This is a genomic window from Chryseobacterium sp. MYb328 (assembly GCF_037572595.1).
In the GTDB taxonomy this organism is placed as follows: Bacteria; Bacteroidota; Bacteroidia; order Flavobacteriales; family Weeksellaceae; genus Chryseobacterium; species Chryseobacterium pennae.
Genome location: NZ_JBBGZQ010000005.1, coordinates 87,522 through 104,239 on the forward strand (window position 1 = coordinate 87,522; position 16,718 = coordinate 104,239).

The 16,718-nt window shown below is 36.0% G+C and carries 21 protein-coding genes; 11 read left to right on the forward strand and 10 right to left on the reverse strand.

Going from position 1 to position 16,718, the window contains the following annotated elements:
- The first annotated feature begins 31 nt into the window (after positions 1 to 31).
- From WH267_RS07375 to trpS, 6 genes are read left to right on the forward strand one after another with little or no spacing between them, the layout of a single operon-like run.
- Positions 32 to 277: a DUF6576 domain-containing protein gene (locus WH267_RS07375; protein WP_123321102.1), complete on the forward strand. Its 246-nt coding sequence runs from the start codon at positions 32 to 34 to the stop codon at positions 275 to 277.
- Positions 278 to 294: 17 nt separating this feature from the next.
- Complete coding sequence (locus tag WH267_RS07380) at positions 295 to 489, forward strand: DUF2683 family protein (protein ID WP_115969932.1); 195 nt, start codon at positions 295 to 297, stop codon at positions 487 to 489.
- Positions 489 to 1,127, forward strand: coding sequence for a lipoprotein signal peptidase (locus WH267_RS07385; protein ID WP_340006968.1), 639 nt, complete (start codon positions 489 to 491; stop codon positions 1,125 to 1,127). The genes WH267_RS07380 and WH267_RS07385 overlap by 1 nt, the downstream gene beginning before the upstream one ends.
- A 14-nt stretch (positions 1,128 to 1,141) precedes the next feature.
- Positions 1,142 to 1,786: a SanA/YdcF family protein gene (locus WH267_RS07390; protein ID WP_340006970.1), complete on the forward strand. Its 645-nt coding sequence runs from the start codon at positions 1,142 to 1,144 to the stop codon at positions 1,784 to 1,786.
- A gap of 10 nt (positions 1,787 to 1,796) precedes the next feature.
- Positions 1,797 to 2,801: a hypothetical protein gene (locus tag WH267_RS07395; RefSeq protein WP_340006972.1), complete on the forward strand. Its 1,005-nt coding sequence runs from the start codon at positions 1,797 to 1,799 to the stop codon at positions 2,799 to 2,801.
- A 50-nt stretch (positions 2,802 to 2,851) separates the two neighbouring features.
- Complete coding sequence (gene trpS / locus WH267_RS07400; RefSeq protein WP_115969922.1) at positions 2,852 to 3,820, forward strand: tryptophan--tRNA ligase; 969 nt, start codon at positions 2,852 to 2,854, stop codon at positions 3,818 to 3,820.
- A 56-nt stretch (positions 3,821 to 3,876) separates the two neighbouring features.
- Here trpS and WH267_RS07405 read toward each other — a convergent pair whose 3' ends face one another.
- From WH267_RS07405 to WH267_RS07445, 9 genes are all read right to left on the reverse strand, one after another.
- Positions 3,877 to 5,160, reverse strand: coding sequence for a sensor histidine kinase (locus WH267_RS07405; RefSeq protein WP_340006974.1), 1,284 nt, complete (start codon positions 5,158 to 5,160; stop codon positions 3,877 to 3,879).
- A complete protein-coding gene (locus WH267_RS07410) occupies positions 5,160 to 5,831 on the reverse strand; it encodes a response regulator transcription factor (protein ID WP_340006976.1) in 672 nt (223 codons plus the stop codon). Before WH267_RS07410 ends, WH267_RS07405 begins: the two co-directional genes overlap by 1 nt.
- A 182-nt stretch (positions 5,832 to 6,013) precedes the next feature.
- Positions 6,014 to 6,220 carry a hypothetical protein gene (locus tag WH267_RS07415; RefSeq protein ID WP_115969916.1) on the reverse strand — a complete coding sequence of 69 codons (207 nt, stop codon included), beginning with the start codon at positions 6,218 to 6,220 and terminating at the stop codon, positions 6,014 to 6,016.
- Positions 6,221 to 6,253: 33 nt separating this feature from the next.
- Positions 6,254 to 6,703 (reverse strand): PepSY-like domain-containing protein, encoded by a 450-nt coding sequence (locus WH267_RS07420; RefSeq protein WP_115970027.1) that lies wholly within the window; start codon positions 6,701 to 6,703, stop codon positions 6,254 to 6,256.
- Between the two features lie 196 nt (positions 6,704 to 6,899).
- The gene (locus WH267_RS07425) at positions 6,900 to 7,595 is read right to left on the reverse strand and encodes a YjjG family noncanonical pyrimidine nucleotidase (RefSeq protein ID WP_115969915.1); all 696 of its coding nucleotides are present in this window, start codon (positions 7,593 to 7,595) and stop codon (positions 6,900 to 6,902) included.
- A gap of 202 nt (positions 7,596 to 7,797) precedes the next feature.
- Positions 7,798 to 8,388: an RNA polymerase sigma factor gene (locus WH267_RS07430; protein WP_115970026.1), complete on the reverse strand. Its 591-nt coding sequence runs from the start codon at positions 8,386 to 8,388 to the stop codon at positions 7,798 to 7,800.
- A gap of 195 nt (positions 8,389 to 8,583) precedes the next feature.
- Positions 8,584 to 9,075 (reverse strand): hypothetical protein, encoded by a 492-nt coding sequence (locus WH267_RS07435; RefSeq protein ID WP_340006982.1) that lies wholly within the window; start codon positions 9,073 to 9,075, stop codon positions 8,584 to 8,586.
- 85 nt (positions 9,076 to 9,160) lie between these two features.
- Positions 9,161 to 10,441 (reverse strand): methionine adenosyltransferase, encoded by a 1,281-nt coding sequence (gene metK / locus WH267_RS07440; protein ID WP_115969911.1) that lies wholly within the window; start codon positions 10,439 to 10,441, stop codon positions 9,161 to 9,163.
- Between the two features lie 233 nt (positions 10,442 to 10,674).
- Complete coding sequence (locus tag WH267_RS07445; RefSeq protein ID WP_115969909.1) at positions 10,675 to 11,625, reverse strand: LysR substrate-binding domain-containing protein; 951 nt, start codon at positions 11,623 to 11,625, stop codon at positions 10,675 to 10,677.
- A gap of 133 nt (positions 11,626 to 11,758) precedes the next feature.
- Between WH267_RS07445 and WH267_RS07450 the strand changes: the two genes are divergently transcribed.
- From WH267_RS07450 to WH267_RS07470, 5 genes are all read left to right on the forward strand, one after another.
- Positions 11,759 to 13,246: a catalase gene (locus WH267_RS07450; RefSeq protein ID WP_340006986.1), complete on the forward strand. Its 1,488-nt coding sequence runs from the start codon at positions 11,759 to 11,761 to the stop codon at positions 13,244 to 13,246.
- A 105-nt stretch (positions 13,247 to 13,351) separates the two neighbouring features.
- On the forward strand, positions 13,352 to 14,119 hold the full coding sequence (locus WH267_RS07455; RefSeq protein ID WP_115969905.1) for an enoyl-CoA hydratase/isomerase family protein: 768 nt from the start codon (positions 13,352 to 13,354) through the stop codon (positions 14,117 to 14,119).
- Between the two features lie 52 nt (positions 14,120 to 14,171).
- A complete protein-coding gene (locus WH267_RS07460; RefSeq protein WP_115969903.1) occupies positions 14,172 to 14,594 on the forward strand; it encodes a deoxycytidylate deaminase in 423 nt (140 codons plus the stop codon).
- Between the two features lie 6 nt (positions 14,595 to 14,600).
- Entirely contained in the window at positions 14,601 to 15,515 is a 915-nt protein-coding gene (xerD, locus tag WH267_RS07465; RefSeq protein WP_115969901.1) for a site-specific tyrosine recombinase XerD, read from the forward strand.
- Between the two features lie 36 nt (positions 15,516 to 15,551).
- The gene (locus WH267_RS07470) at positions 15,552 to 16,064 is read left to right on the forward strand and encodes an NUDIX hydrolase (RefSeq protein WP_340006991.1); all 513 of its coding nucleotides are present in this window, start codon (positions 15,552 to 15,554) and stop codon (positions 16,062 to 16,064) included.
- A gap of 195 nt (positions 16,065 to 16,259) precedes the next feature.
- Here the strand turns inward: WH267_RS07470 and WH267_RS07475 are convergent, their stop codons facing one another.
- The gene (locus WH267_RS07475) at positions 16,260 to 16,718 is read right to left on the reverse strand and encodes a heme-binding domain-containing protein (RefSeq protein ID WP_340006993.1); all 459 of its coding nucleotides are present in this window, start codon (positions 16,716 to 16,718) and stop codon (positions 16,260 to 16,262) included.

Sequence of the window (16,718 nt, forward strand, 5' to 3'; positions counted from 1 at the left end):
ACTTTATAAACCTAATTTTTAATGTATACCCATGAGCGAAGTATTGATTTTGGTAATCATTGTGGCAGCAGTGCTGGCTTTTTTCAACAGAGAATGGATAAGAAACAGATTCTCTCCAAAAAAGCATACCTACTACACCATTGATGACCAGTTTAATTCTGATAAACGTGACAGGGAGAAAGAAATAGACAGACTGTTGAGTAAGATGGGCAAAAACGGGATCAACGATCTATCTGAAAAAGATAGAAAAAGGCTTGATGAATTGTCCAAAATGTAAAAAATAAATATTAAGAAATGGAATCTATCATAGTACATCCTAAAAACTCTATGGAATTGAACGCTCTAAAAGGTGTTTTAAAAGAAATGAACATTAAGTTTGAGAAAGCTCATGTGAAAAGTTCATATAACGGACAGAAAGTGGTTAAGAAAGCAAGTGATAATAAAAATGTAAGACCTGCTTCAAAACCTTCAAAACCTAAAGGAGAGTAATGAAAAAGATCTTAGCTATCACCTTTTTGGTATTATTGATAGACCAGGCTTCAAAAATTTATATTAAAACCCATTTTAATCTGGACGACAGCATTACCATTTTACCAGGTTTTAAACTGACTTTTGTAGAAAATCCGGGAATGGCATACGGGTTTCATTTCGGAGGAATTATCGGAAAGTATTTACTTGTGATTTTAAGAATTTTCCTGATTGGAGGAATGGTCTATATGTTTAAGAAATGGCTGAAGGAAGGAGCTTCTAACTATCTGCTAATCCCAATGGCTATCATCTTTGCCGGAGCGATTGGAAATCTTATTGACGGAATGTTCTACGGAATGCTCTTCGATAGTGGAACTGTTTATGATTCACGCATCGACCGATGGATTGGCTACGGTGGGATTTCCAAGTTTGCCCCATTTGGTCAGGGATATTCTACTTTCATGAAAGGATGTGTAGTAGATATGCTTCATTTCCCGTTAGTAGACTGGTATGTTCCGGACAGTTGGCCTATCATTGGTGGAAAACATATTGAATTCTTTAAATATATTTTCAATGTTGCCGATTCAGCGATTACCGTAGGAGCAGCTTTCCTGTTAATTTTCAGAAAAAAAGCATTTCCAAACGGACTTGAATTCTAAAAGATGTATCTCAAATGAGAAAAACAATCAAAAATATTTTTAAATTTTTCCTGCTTCTTCTGGTCGCAGGAATTATTTTTATTGCCTGGGCAAATTACAGCATCAAAAAAGAAAGCGCAGCTTCTCTATCTTACAATATTGCTGAAATACCGGCAGCAAAAACCGCTTTATTGCTGGGAACCGGGAAAACCTTAAACAATGGTATGCCCAATGCCTATTTCTACAATAGAATCAAAGCTGCCACAGATCTTTATAAAAGTGGAAAAATACAGTACATCATTGTAAGTGGTGACAACAGCAGCAAAGACTACAACGAGCCGGAAGACATGCAGTTGGCATTGGTACAACAGGGTATTCCCCAGAATAAAATCATTCTGGACCACGCAGGATTCCGGACATTGGATTCTGTAGTAAGAGCCAAAGATATCTTCGGACAAACGAAACTGATCATCATTTCTCAAAAGTTCCACAACGAAAGAGCTGTCTTCCTTGCGCAGAAAAATGGAATTCAAGCCTTTGGCTACAATGCAGAAGATGTGAATAAGTATGCCGGTTTAAAGACCAACCTGCGGGAGTATCTGGCCAAAGCTAAGGTATATTGGGATTTAATCTTTGGAATAGAACCTAAATTTGGTGGAGAGAAGATAATAATTCCTTAATTTAGGTCTTATGAAAACGATTCAGCTTTTTTTACTGATCTGTATTCTTGTTTCCTGCAAGAAGGAAAATATTTATTATTACACCAACAATAAAGAAATTAAAGATAGCACAGTCATTCGCTTTGTTGATACAGAATTAAAAAAACTGGATGTTGACCCCAAGAAAGGGAATTTAAAAATTTACACTACCCTGGATTCTGTTTCTTACAAAACAAATCTGGATACCATAAGAACAAAAGTCTTTGAGCTGGCTTCAAAAGATCATTCCATTCCAAAAAACAGACCTCTTTTTGATGACTGGATAAAAGAAAAAATAATAGTGGTTGATAACAAAACCGCAAAAGTTGTAAAATTCTACAGCACATTTAAAAACGTTAAGCTTGACAGGGATGAGATCAATATGATAGGGATGAAAAAATTAATCAAGTTGGGAAGTATCTTGAATACAAATTCCGAAGCAGAAATCCCTGAAGATTATCTTAATACTTATGCATCTGCAGTGGTCCCTTCAGATAGCAGTAAAATAAAGGAAAATGCGGTGGACTTTTTGTCAAAGTTCAAAATTGATCATCCAGACAGAAAACATTACAATTTAAATTTTCTTTCTTTTCAGGATGCCATTAAAATATTTCAAACCTATAACCGAAATGGGGTATACAAGGAACCTTTCAGTATTAAAAGCGTTTCCGAAAATGACAAACCTCTTTATACCCACAAGAAAGATTCAATAAATATATTATCCCCCATTTCCACTCATACCATTCAGGATCGTCTGGATTATTATAAAGACCATCATTACAGAATATCTGAATCTCAAATCAAAGCTATCCAAAACCTTTACAGCATAGGAGGCCCCACTTTTCATGCTATCCTGGTCAATGATGGAAAATATACTTATTTTATCTATGTGACAAGCATTGTGATTACTGATCATGATAAAAAACAATCGAAAATGATTCCGGCCGGATTAATGAAAAAAATCGGAATTCATTACTATAACGCAATTAGAAAGTAATTTTGCGTAAATTTGTAATTCATTAATTTTTAAATATAAATTTTAAACAAATGTCAAGAATTCTTACCGGCATTCAAGCCACCGGAACCCCCCATCTTGGAAATTTATTAGGGGCCATTATTCCTGCGATCGAACTTTCTAAGCAGGAAGGAAACGAATCATTTTTATTTATTGCGAATCTTCATACGCTTACCCAGATTAAAGATGCGCAGACTTTAAGACAGAATACCTACGAGATTGCTGCGGCTTGGCTTGCTTGTGGATTAGATACCGAAAAAACATTTTTCTACAGACAGAGTGATATCGCTGAAACCTGTGAATTATCTTGGCATTTATCATGTTTTTTTCCTTATCAAAGATTAACATTAGCACATTCATTTAAGGATAAGGCTGATCGTCTTCAGGACATCAATGCCGGTTTGTTTACCTATCCTATTCTGATGGCTGCAGATATTTTATTATACGATGCGGAGATTGTTCCAGTAGGAAAAGACCAGCTTCAGCATTTGGAAATTGCAAGAGATGTTGCTTCAAGATTCAACAATCAGATGGGCGAAGTTTTTGTATTGCCACAATCTGAGCTTCAGGAAGACACAAAATATGTTCCTGGAACGGATGGACGTAAAATGTCTAAATCTATGGGGAATATCATCAATATCTTCTTACCTGAAAAAGAACTGAAGAAACAAGTGATGAGCATTGAATCTGACTCTAAGTCTTTGGAAGAGCCTAAAGATCCTGCCACAGATAAAACATTCCAGATTTATGAATTGATTGCTACTCCTGAACAGACCGAGGAATTAAGAACGAAATACCTTGCTGGTAACTTCGGATACGGGCATGCTAAAAAAGAGCTTTTGGATCTGATTCTTGTTCGTTTTGAAAAAGAAAGAGAAACGTTCAATTATTATATGAACAACCTTGATGAATTGGAAGCAAAACTTCAGCAGGGAGCAGAAAAGACAAAACCTATCGCAATGGAAACTCTAAAAAGAGTAAGAACAAGCTTAGGATTTTAATTCTAAGTTTTATACATACGAAAGCCCTTCAGTTGAAGGGCTTTTTCTATTTGAGTCTATCTCATATTTTTTATAAGAATAAAGTAGTGCATACTGTCTTCAAATTTGTAAAGGATATCCCAGCCAGGATATTGTTTGATAATGGTCCTGATAATAGATAATCCTAAACCTGTGGAGCCATGATCCGAACCTTGTTTATAGAAACGGTTAAAAATTCTGGATTCATCCAATGAAGCAGGTGTTCCACTGTTTTGAAAAGTGATCCTATCATTTTCAATGATAATGTTTAAAGTACCTTCCTGATTATTATATTTAACTGCATTTTTAAGAAGATTAGACAGTAATATATCGGCAAGATCCTGATTAAAATCTGCCCGAAAATGCCCTTTCTCAATAATATTGACCTCTACTTTTTTAAATGCTATAAAATCTTCATAATTCTGAACCAGTATATCAATCATCTTATTGAAGTCAACATGTGATGTTGTATTAAACTGACTGTTTTCAATCTTGGAAAGCATCAACAGAGATTTATTCAGTCCTACCATCCTTCTCAGATCATTTTTAACTTCCGTGAGAAAGGTCAGACTCTTTTTATCAGGATTCTCATTCTGAATAAGAAGATCTATTTTATTAATAACAATTGCAAGTGGCGTCTGAAGCTCATGAGATGCATTTTCAATAAACTGTTTCTGCTGATAAAAAACAAGTTCATTACGGTCTATCATCTCGTTAATTTCCACGTTCAGCTCTTCAAATTCCTTGATGGAATAGTTTTGGTCTTCCTGGGAAAAAGGAATTCCGAACTGATATTTTTTCAATTTATCCAGAATCAGATAGAACGGACGCATTGCTTTATTCAGCAAATAGCCGTTCACTGCAACAATGCTTATTACCAAAAGAATATAAAGAACAATCAATGCCGTTGTAAGGTCATAGATAAGCTCATCCTCCTCTACTGTTGAAGTTCTGATGACAAGCCTTTGCCGATTTTTATACTGATCGATAAAATCTGCTTCAAGAACCCTGTAAGGCTGGTCTTTATCATCATACTCCATATAATACATCTTATTATAGAGTCTGCTCCTGTTTTTGTATTCTCCGGCAGTAATCGGCATGATCTTAAATTCGTTAAATCCAAAATCGTTATTCTTCAGGAGTTCCGGATTCAGATATACCGCCTTGATGATCTGTATTTTTCTATCTTTCAGTCCGTCATCTACGTTATCGTGTACCTCATCCAGAATATAGGCATAAAACAGTCCGGCCCAGACTGCAATAATCACCAGCAGGATCATAATAAGGTACTTTATTGTATAATATTTTAAGGAAACCTTCATCAGACAAATTTATATCCTATTCCGTATACTGCCTGAAAATCTGCTTCTGCATTAAGTGTTTTCAGCTTTTTACGAAGATTTTTAATTTGTGAATAAATAAAATCAAGACTGTCTGCCTGATCGATATAATCTCCCCAGATGGCCTCTGCAAGAGTCGTTTTCTGCAATGTTTTTTCAGGGTGAATAACAAAGTAATACAAAAGATCATATTCCTTTCGGTTAAGAACCAGCTCTTCATTTCCTACTTTAACATATCTGTTTTCCGGGTCAATGCTAATATTTTTATACCTGATGATATTCTCACCATCCTGGTTTTTTCTTCTTATTACAGACCGGATTCTAGCCATTAGCTCCGCCAGGTGAAAAGGTTTAGCCAGATAATCGTCAGCTCCTATTTCCAACCCGGTTACCTTATCATCCACTGAATCTTTGGCAGACAAAATAATAACCGGATCTTTTTTATGCATTTTTTTGATTTCCCGTAAGAGATCTATTCCATTACCGTCAGGAAGCATTATATCCAGCAGGATGCAGTCGTATTCATAGGAAATAATCTTTTCGAGTCCGGAACTGTAGTTTTCTGCATATTCTACAATAAAATGCTCTGCTTCCAGAAATTTCTGTACAGTATCCTTTAGGTCCGGTTCATCTTCTACTATTAAAATCTTCATAGGCTCTGCTGCTTGGATAGGTTATATCAAATATAAGAAATTATAAGGCGGGAAGTTGGAAGAGGGAGGCTGAAAGTTGCTATTCTATCATCTACAACTGTTTACTTTTTAAGAAACAGACCATTTCAATGGCGTCCTATACAACTTCCTTCTTCCAATTCCCAGCTCCCTTATCTCAAAAATCAGTTCGTTTTTATGTAGCGTCCATCTGCATCAAAGATCAGACATAGACCATTCATCAGATGAATCTTGTAGGCATCATATTTTTTTTCAATAGACTGAACAACACTGCACGGATGATGTTTGGTCATAAAAGACACAATATTCTTTCTAATCTTACTGGAAGATGATTTTCTTCCATCACTGTTTATTAAGCTCCAGTTTACCATAATACTAAAATTTTATTGTTATTCTTCAATGCGTTAGTCATCAATTTTTTTGAAATTTCCATTTCGGTCAAACTCCAGTTCCAATCCATTGGAAAGCTCTGCTTTATAAGACCATCTTTTCTTTTCTATCTTAACGATATAGGTATTGGGGAAATTTCTGCTGCTGTAATTTTTAATAGAAGCAGGAATAAAACCGTAAGGAATCTTCTGGTGGTTCCCATCTACTTCTTTCCAATTTCCATTACTATCAAATTCTATTTTCATTCCATTGTTCAGATATACCTTATATTCATCTACCCCATAGATTTCTCTGTCTTCAATAGCAGATGATACCGGAACTCCTTTAAAGTGCCCTGCAAGAAAGGTTTTAGCAGCCCTAGGCAATTGATTGGAGCTAATAGCTCTGTCCTGTGCTGAGATCAGGCCACCGATCAATAAGAAGATCAAAACAAATACTCCTGTGATTTTCTTTACATTTTTCATAATATTAAATTTTTCTGTCATTATTATGGAGCAAAGGTCCAAATCAATTTGGGAAAGAATTGGGAATAATTATTTGAGCAAAGAAATAAGCAGATTTAAAATGATGTTTACATTTTTGTTGATATGATCTTTTTAAAACAGAAAAGCCATTAAGATAAACTTAACGGCTTTCATATGTGACTTAACTGTCTAAATTTTATAAGTACTCTTTAATCTGCTGAAGATGAGTAATGGCCTTTAATCCGGCTTCTTTTTTATCTTCCTTATACACATCAAAGAAAATCGTATCCATCCCGAAATCTCTTCCCCCCAGTGCATCAGCGATCCAATCATCACCAATCATAATGCTTTCTTCTTTCTTTGCATTAGAAAGCCCAAGGGAATATTCAAAAATCTTCGGATTAGGTTTCCTTACCCCTACAGCATCTGCACTGGTAATGGTTTCAAAATAAGGGGCAATTCCCGACAAGGTACATTTTCTCTCCGTTACATCCTGAAAGCCGTTAGAAATAATATGAAGTGTATAATTCTTCGACTTCAGATACTCAAGGACATCTTCTGCCCCTTCTACCAATTCATTATGACTTACAATATTATCCAGAAAGTTCTCTTCAAAATAAAGGGAAAGTTCTTTATTGTCTACTCCAAAGTGCATGAAGGAATCATAAAAACGGTGTTCTCTCAAATACTCTTTGCCTATAATTCCATCTCTGATCTTTTCCCATAAATCTTCATTGATATCATGGTAAACAGCGTGAAACTCTTCAAAGTCTATATTATACTTCGAAGTAATTTCCTGCTTTTCGAAAAGTTCTTTGATGGCCAGATAGGCATTTCTGCGATGATCCCAGAGCGTATTGTCCAGGTCAAAAAAAACATGCTGCATTTTCATACAGCACAAAGTTAGTAATTTTAATTTTTTGTAATAGGATAATTCTTGCTCTTGCTTTTCACAATTTCAAGGCTTTTAGAAAAATTGAGCAGAAAATCGATGGTTTGTTTTTTAGGTTTCAAAGTTTTCACTTTTAAGGAGTCATTTTTTTTCATAAGCGAAGTATGTTTTCCTTAAAACGTGAAATTTTACAAAATATTATCTATCTGGTTAATATTATGTTATTTTCATCCATGATTTTTCTCAGGTTTATAAGCGCATATCTTACTCTACCTAATGTAGTATTAATACTCATATCGGTATGATCGGCAATTTCCTTAAAACTCAATCCGTCAAAAAACCTCAATTTGATTACTTCCTGCTGATTGAGGGGAAGAAATTGCAGCATTCTGAGCAGATCTTCCTGAATCTGATTAGTTACCAGCTGATCTTCAATATTTTCAGATGGTTCTCTGATCAGGTCAAAAATAGAATATTCATCCGTTTCAAATGTAGTCTCTGAAACTTTGATATTTTTGGATTTTGATCGGAAATGATCAATAATAAGGTTGTGTGAGATTCTTTTCGCCCAAAGGATAAATTTACCCTCTTCGTTGTAACGTCCTTCTTTTAGCATCACAATAATTTTCATGAAAGTATCCTGAAAAACATCATTGGCTAAATCTTCATCATTAATTTTATAAAAAATGAATGTAAAAAGTTCTCTCTGGTGACGATGAATAAGGGTTGACAAAGCCTCTTCATCACCTTTCTGGTAAAGTGAAATTAATAAACTATCCGATTTTGATTTCATAACTCTTCTCAATATAATATTTGCAGCCCAGCTATCGCCCAGATACATTATCTGGTTTTTGCTGTATATACAAAACAGTTCTTCAGAGTAGAGTCTCTTCGATAGGCGGTACAATTATATTATGGCGTAAATATAATAAATTTTTAATAACTGTTAAGCAATTATTAAATTTTCGCTATAAAAATTTAAAAAAAATCATTTAAACATGTCATGAATGAATACAGTAGGGATATTTAATGTAAAATTAATATTCAGACCTTTCATTTCTTTTCCGTTTAATCGGGCATCTCCAATAGGAAAAGCATAGCCCCCGGTAAGGTCTAACATCCCAAATAAGGTAACTCCGATTTTAGGTGCAATATATTTATTGGTTCCTTCCGCTCCCATTAAAAAGTAATAAGAATGGTAAAAATCTACATTCCTCTCAAAATTAAGCAGAACATCTGCCTGAAGCTTCGGCATGATAGCAAATTTTGAATCTGCCACTCCCATCAGGGCAGAACCACCCAATCTGTAAATTACATCATCATTTTTAAGAAAAAGCAACTTTCCTCCCACTTCTCCAAAGCTTTGATTCTGGTAGGTATATCCTACGCTGATCATTTTATGCATGGTATATTGTGCTTTTACCAAATTACTCAGTAAAAACAGGGATAGAATGGCAATTGCAGTTCGAAAATTCATCATCTCTCAATTAATTAAGGTGTAAAATTAAAAAAAACTGCCTTATCAGAAGATAAAGCAGTTCATAATATTTAGTTTATAGAAAAAATTAAATTCCGAAAGCGGCTTTAATTTCGTCAACTTTGTCTAGTTTTTCCCAAGTAAAGAACTCAAGACCTTCCAATGTAAGCTCATTCTTATGCCCTTTGTTAAAGGTTTTATCAGCCACATAATGTTCTTTCCCCATGTGTCCGTAAGAAGCCGTTTCCTGATAGATAGGATTTCTTAGTTTTAAGTTCTGCTCAATAGCATAAGGTCTTAAATCGAAAATGGTAGATACTTTTTTAGCAATATCTCCATCGTGAAGATCAACTTTAGCTGTTCCATAGGTATTGATGTACAGACCACAAGGTTCAGCCACTCCAATCGCATAAGAAACCTGTACTAGGACCTCGTCAGCAATACCAGCTGCTACAAGGTTTTTAGCAATGTGTCTTGTTGCATATGCAGCACTTCTGTCTACTTTTGAAGGATCTTTTCCAGAGAAAGCACCACCACCGTGAGCCCCTTTACCACCATAAGTATCTACGATGATCTTTCTACCTGTAAGACCAGTATCTCCGTGAGGACCACCGATTACAAATTTACCTGTAGGGTTGATGTGATATTTGATCTGATCGTTGAAAAGAGCTTTGATTTCTTCAGTCTGCTGAGCAACAACTCTGGGAACAAGGATATTCTTGATATCTTCACGGATCTTGTTCAGCATCTCTTCTTCTGCTCCGAAGTCATCATGCTGAGTAGAAACTACGATAGAATCAATTCTGATTGGCTTATGGTCATCAGAGTATTCAATCGTAACCTGGCTTTTCGCATCAGGACGTAAGTAAGCAATCTCTTTATTTTCTCTTCTGATCGCAGAAAGTTCTTTAAGGATCGTGTGTGCTAAGTCCAAAGCAAGAGGCATATAATTAGCCGTCTCGTTCGTAGCATATCCAAACATCATTCCCTGGTCACCAGCTCCCTGAGCGTTTGCTTTAGCTTCAAAAGACTCATCATTTACCGCTCTGTCAACCCCTTGGTTGATATCAGGGGACTGTTCATGAATTGCAGAGATTACTCCACATGAATCTCCATTGAACATATACTCACCTTTTGTATACCCAATTCCGTTAATTACTTCTCTGGCAATCGTCTGAACATCAAGGTAAGCATCAGATTTCACTTCTCCTGCCAATACCACCTGTCCGGTAGTTACAAGAGTTTCACATGCTACTTTTGATGTTTTATCGTATGCTAAAAAATGGTCGATTAATGCATCGGAGATTTGGTCGGCAATTTTATCCGGATGTCCTTCTGAAACTGATTCAGATGTAAATAAATAAGACATATTATTCTTTGTTTTTTAGATTAAAAAATAGTGTTGAAGAAAAATAAGAATAAAAATTGCCCAAAAAGAATACTGTTTTAGCATTTTTTTATAGAGGTTGCAATCAGGTCAAATTTTTCCTCGTTAATAAACGTCAGCAAATTTAAGCACTATTTTTGTAATACTCAAAATTTTTGTTTATTAATTATAATTTTCTTTAAATTAATGATTTATATCATTGTAAAGCCTGTTGGTTACTGAGGCTTTATGCTTACAAATTCTTTCGGACTTACGTGGTAATTCAGCTTCAGTTCTAAAGAATTTTTGATAGAGTGTGCCAATTCATCAATAATCTTCTGCTTAAAGGTTGGCTTATAGTAAATAATACTGATTTCTCTGTAAGGGAAAGGCTTCTTGAATCTGAAAACATTCTTTTTCTGCTCTTCAGAAAGCTGGCTTAAGGCAAGCTCCGGAAGGATACTGATCCCCCCAACTTTGTCTACCATATGTACCAAAGTCTGGATATTGGAAGCTAAGAAATCTAAATTTTTAGGCTTCAGGGTATTTTCTTTAAGGTGACAGATATTTTCAAACTGATTTCTCAGGCAGTTTCCTTCTTCAAGCAGCCATACTTTTTCTACATTCAGCTCCTCAGGAATAATATAAGCATTCTTTTTATTGGCTTCAGTATTGGAACTGTAGATCATCAGCTCTTCATTGAAAAGGAAATCCTGATAGAACTCATCTGCCGTATCGTAAGGAGTAGAGATAATCCCCGCATCCAGCTCTCCGGCTTTCAAAGCTTTAATAATATTATCCGTTGTCATTTCCTTTACATTCATCTGGATCTTAGGGTTTGTTTCTAAGAATTTAAAGATTTCAGTAGGCAAAATAAATGAAGAAACAGTAGGGATAATTCCAAGGTTGATGGTTCCCCCTAAAATGTTATTCAGCAGATTGGCTTTATTTTTCAGCTCATTGACAGATTCTATAATCACCTTGGCCTGATCGATGATCTGAAGACCTACATCTGTAGTACGGATTGGATGGGTAGTTCTGTCGAAAACCTTCACATCCAATTCATCCTCAAATTTCTGTATCATGGCACTTAAGGTAGGTTGGGTAATGAAGCACGCCTGAGCCGCTTTTCCAAAATGTTTATACTTATCAACAGCGATAAGATACTCCAGTTGCTGAATGTTCATTTGATTAATATTATCTATTACAAAGATATAACGTTTTTGTTATTAGCAATTAAAAATTCAAGTAAATTTGATAATTAGTACCTTTACAGTTCGATTTAGAAAATACGAGAACAATTATTCAAATCATCAATATATGGATTCTAAAAAATTAACGTTAAGCAACGGCGCACCTTATTTTGAGCATCAGGATTCCCAGACGGTAGGACCAAGAGGCCCGGTATTGCTGCAAGACTTTATTCTTCAGGAAAATCTTGCGCACTTCGTTAGGGAAAGAATTCCTGAAAGAATTGTACATGCTAAGGGAAGCGGAGCCTATGGAACCTTCACTGTAACGCATGATATCAGCCAATACACTAAGGCAAAATTATTTTCGAGAGTAGGAAATTCATGCAGAATGTTTGCCCGTTTTTCTACAGTTGGCGGTGAAAAAGGAAGCGCAGATACGGCAAGAGATCCGAGAGGATTTGCCTTAAAATTTTATACGGAAGACGGAAACTGGGACCTTGTAGGAAACAACACTCCGGTATTCTTTATTAAGGATGCTAAAAAATTCCCGGATTTTATTCATACCCAAAAAAGACTTCCAAAAACAAATCTGAAAAGCGCCACGATGATGTGGGATTTCTGGAGCTTAAACCCGGAATCATTACATCAGGTCCTTATACTAATGTCAGACAGGGGAACCCCTTATGGCTATCGACATATGCACGGCTTTGGATCTCATACTTTCTCCATGATTAATGATAAAAATGAAAGAGTATGGGTGAAATTTCACTTTAAAACAAAGCAGGGAGTAAAAAACTTCACAGATGAAGAAGCGGGAAAAATGGCTGGAAAAAATCCGGACTTTGCTCAGGAAGACCTTTGTAACGCTATTGAAAATGGAGATTTCCCAAAATGGACCATGTACATTCAGGTAATGACAGAGGAACAGGCAAAAGATTTCAGATGGAATCCTTTTGACGTTACAAAAGTATGGTTTCATGATGACTACCCGTTGATCGAGGTAGGAGAAATGGAACTGAATGAAGTTCCTGTCAATTATTTTGCACATGTTGAACAATCTACATTCTCACCAAGCAGCTTAATTAACGGAATCAGTTTCTCTCCGGATAAAATGCTTCAGGGGAGACTATTTTCTTATCCGGATGCACACCGATATAGAGTGGGTGTCAATTCGCATCAATTGGAAGTGAACAGATGTCCTTTTGCAGTCAATAATTATCAGAGAGATGGCTATATGGCAGATTCCAGCCAATATCAGGATAAACCGAATTACCATCCTAATAGTTTTGATGATATCACACCTGATGTTTCTTACAAAAACTATGAGTATGAATTAGATAGCGCTCATGTTGCCAATTATAACAGAAATGATAACGACAGCGATCATTATACTCAGCCGGGACTTCTTTATTCAAAAGCCATGAACGCGGAAGACAGGAACAATCTGATCCAAAACATTGTAGAAAGCATGAAGGGAATTAACGGACCTAAAAGAGAGGAGATCATCAACAGACAATTATGTCACTTTTTCCGCGCCAACATTGAGCTTGGCATGAAAGTAGCTTCACAACTAAACATCAATATCGATGCAAATATGATGAATCATTCAAAATAATCATATTGAACAATAAATTAAAAAAAAGGAAAAAAAAATAATATTTTTTCCTTTTTTTTGTAAAAAATTCATAATTTGCAGGGGATGATATTTTAAAGTGGAAAAATGAGTTACGAAAATATATTATTAAATAAGGAAGATAAATTATCTATCATTACAATAAACAGACCTGAAAGTTTAAATGCATTGAATGCAAAGACTATTCAGGAGATCAGTACAGCATTGGATGAGCTTAATTCTGACACTTCCTGCAGGGTAATTATCCTTACAGGCAGTGGAGAAAAATCATTTGTAGCTGGAGCTGACATCAAGGAATTCAGTGACTTCGGACAGGAAAAAGCTGAGGAACTTGCAAGAAACGGGCAAAATACATTGTTCAACAAAATTGAAAATCTATCTAAACCTGTCATTGCTGCCGTAAATGGTTTTGCATTAGGGGGAGGTTTAGAGCTTGCTATGGCATGCCACATCAGATATGCATCGGAGAACGCCAGACTGGGGCTTCCTGAAGTAACCTTAGGACTTATTCCTGGTTACGGAGGAACTCAAAGGCTTCCTAAACTTGTCGGAAAAGGTATTGCCAACGAAATGATCTTCTCTGCCAAAATGATTCCTGCTCAAAAAGCAAAAGAAATTGGATTGGTAAATGAAGTATACCCTATTGAAGAATTATTAACCAAAACGAAAGAATTAGCGAACGCTATTGCCTATAATTCACCAATGGCAATATCGAAGGCGATTAACGCCGTGAATTTATCGGACACGGATAAAGGTTTCGAGACTGAAATCAAGTATTTCGGAGAACTTTTTGAAATGGAAGATAAGAAAGAAGGAGTAACAGCTTTCCTGGAGAAAAGAAAGCCAAACTTCTAATCTTTCAAAAAGATTTTAATCCAAATTATTTCGAAAAAACTAATGCTGCGGTATGAATAAGTTTGATAAAGCTTATCTAAAAATGGCCCAAGAATGGGCACAACTCTCCTACTGTAAGAGAAAACAGGTAGGGGCTCTTATCGTAAAAGATAGGATGATTATTTCAGATGGCTACAACGGAACTCCTATGGGATTCGAGAACTGCTGTGAAGATGGAGAGGGAAAAACGCACTGGTATGTACTGCATGCGGAAGCCAACGCTATTTTGAAGTTGGCAGCATCTACACAATCTGCAAAAGGTGCAACGTTATATTTAACATTGTCCCCTTGTAAGGAATGCAGTAAGCTGATCCTTCAGGCAGGTATTACAAGACTGGTGTATATTAATGAGTATTCAGATGACGATGGGATATCGTTCCTGAGAGGCCATAACATTGAAATAGAACAAATATCGGACTGTGAACTAAAAAAATAAGCACAAATGACTTGGGATGAAAAGATCAAAGATTTTGAAATATTTCTTCGTTTCGAAAGAAATTTTTCAGACAACACGCTCGACGCTTACGTTCGGGACATTAAGAAACTAAAAGATTACGCAGAAGAAGATCTGGCAAACGTCGGTCCAGATTCTATCGGTTACGAAAACCTGCAGGAATACATTTTCAATCTTTCTAAACAGAAATTCAGTGAGCGATCACAGGCAAGGTGGATATCATCCATCAAAGCCTTCTTCAAATTTCTGCTGGAAGATGAATATCGTGAAGACAACCCAGCAGCGTTACTTGAAGGCCCTAAACTGGGACTGTATCTGCCGGATACTTTAAGCCTGCCGGATATTAATAAAATTATTGCCGCCATTGAGGTCAATACAGATCTAGGAAAAAGAAACCAGTGTATCATTGAGGTACTCTATGGTTGCGGACTCCGTGTGTCTGAGCTGATCGATCTGAAGATTTCGAATATCAACTTCAGGGAGCAATATATTAAAGTACACGGAAAAGGGAACAAAACTCGTTTTGTGCCTTTGGCTGATTACACAGCTGAACTGCTGGAAAGCTATATCAAAGAGGTACGCTCTAAAGGGAAAATCAATAAGAAATATGAAGACACTCTTTTTTTGAACAGCCGTGGCACTTCCATGTCAAGAGTAATCGTATTTCTTATTATTAAGGAACTTACAGATAAGGCAGGAGTTAATAAGAAAATTTCTCCACATACCTTCAGACATTCTTTTGCAACGCATTTGCTGCAGAACGGTGCAGATCTTCGTTATATTCAGGAAATGCTGGGGCACTCCAGCATTACTACAACGGAAATTTACACTCACCTGAAGACAGAAGAGCTGAGGGATGTTATCTTAACTTATCACCCGAGAAATATTAATATTGCTCAGTGAACCTGAAGATCCACCTTAGAAAATAATTATTGAGGAATGAAAGTATTGAAATATTGTCCAAGTTGTGGCAAAGAGTCTTTACATTGGGATGGTGAAAAGAAATGGAGCTGCCCTGACTGTGGTTTTACCTTGTACAACAATGTAGCAGGCGCTGTAGCGGTTGTTATCAGATGTGGTGATGAAATTTATCTTACAAGAAGAAACAGAGATCCTAAAAAAGGAAAACTGGATCTTGCTGGAGGGTTTGTTGATCCCAAAGAAAGTGCAGAGGAAACCTGTAAAAGAGAACTTTTTGAAGAACTTCAGCTTGACATTGATATTTCCAACCTGAAATACCTGACGAGTCTTCCCAACATTTATCAGTATAAAGAGATTGATTACAATACGATCGATCTGTTTTATGAGTATACTGTTTCGGAGAAGTTTGAGGTCAGCCTTGAAATTTCAGAAATTTCAGAAGCGGTGTGGATTCCTGTACAGGAACTTGACCTTGATGAGATTGCTTTTGATTCTCAGAAGAAATTTTTTGAAGGTTATTTAAAGAAATAATTTTTGTATCATATTCTCCCGCAGATTTTGCAGATACAGCATATGTTTGGGTTTTACCAACTGCTTATTTTGTAAAATCTGCGGGAGTTTTTTTATTAATAAAAACAATTTTCCCACGGATTTCACGATTTACACAGATACATTTAATATAAGTTCTGGGATGACCTGTGAAATCTGTGGGAATTGTATTTTAAATCAGTATGTTTTTGATTTCAGCATTTCATCAAAATACTGAATAAGCAAGGTTCTTTCTGCCTCAGACAGGTTAGCTTCCTCGTGATAAACAACATAACCAGGTAATGGCATTGTCTTGTGTTTAAGAGCCTCCATAGACCTATCAAGCATATTCTCTTTTAATTCCTTATTATAGGTTCCCCAAACAGAAAAATTAAGATGCTGACGCCCTTCATTTACATGGCTTTTTACCGACCATGAAATAGGTGCTATGTAAGCATACTTTGGATACACTGTTTCGTTCGAATGACAGTCATAGCAAGCATTTTTAAGAAGTGTACTTACCTTTTCCGGAGCATTTTTCATCTGAATAAAATTCAGTTTAGAATCAACCGGTTTATTTACTGTATCAATCGGAAAAAACTGTATAAGAGCAAACGCTACCAATGTCCAGAAGATTATTTTCTTTGCCGTCTTCAT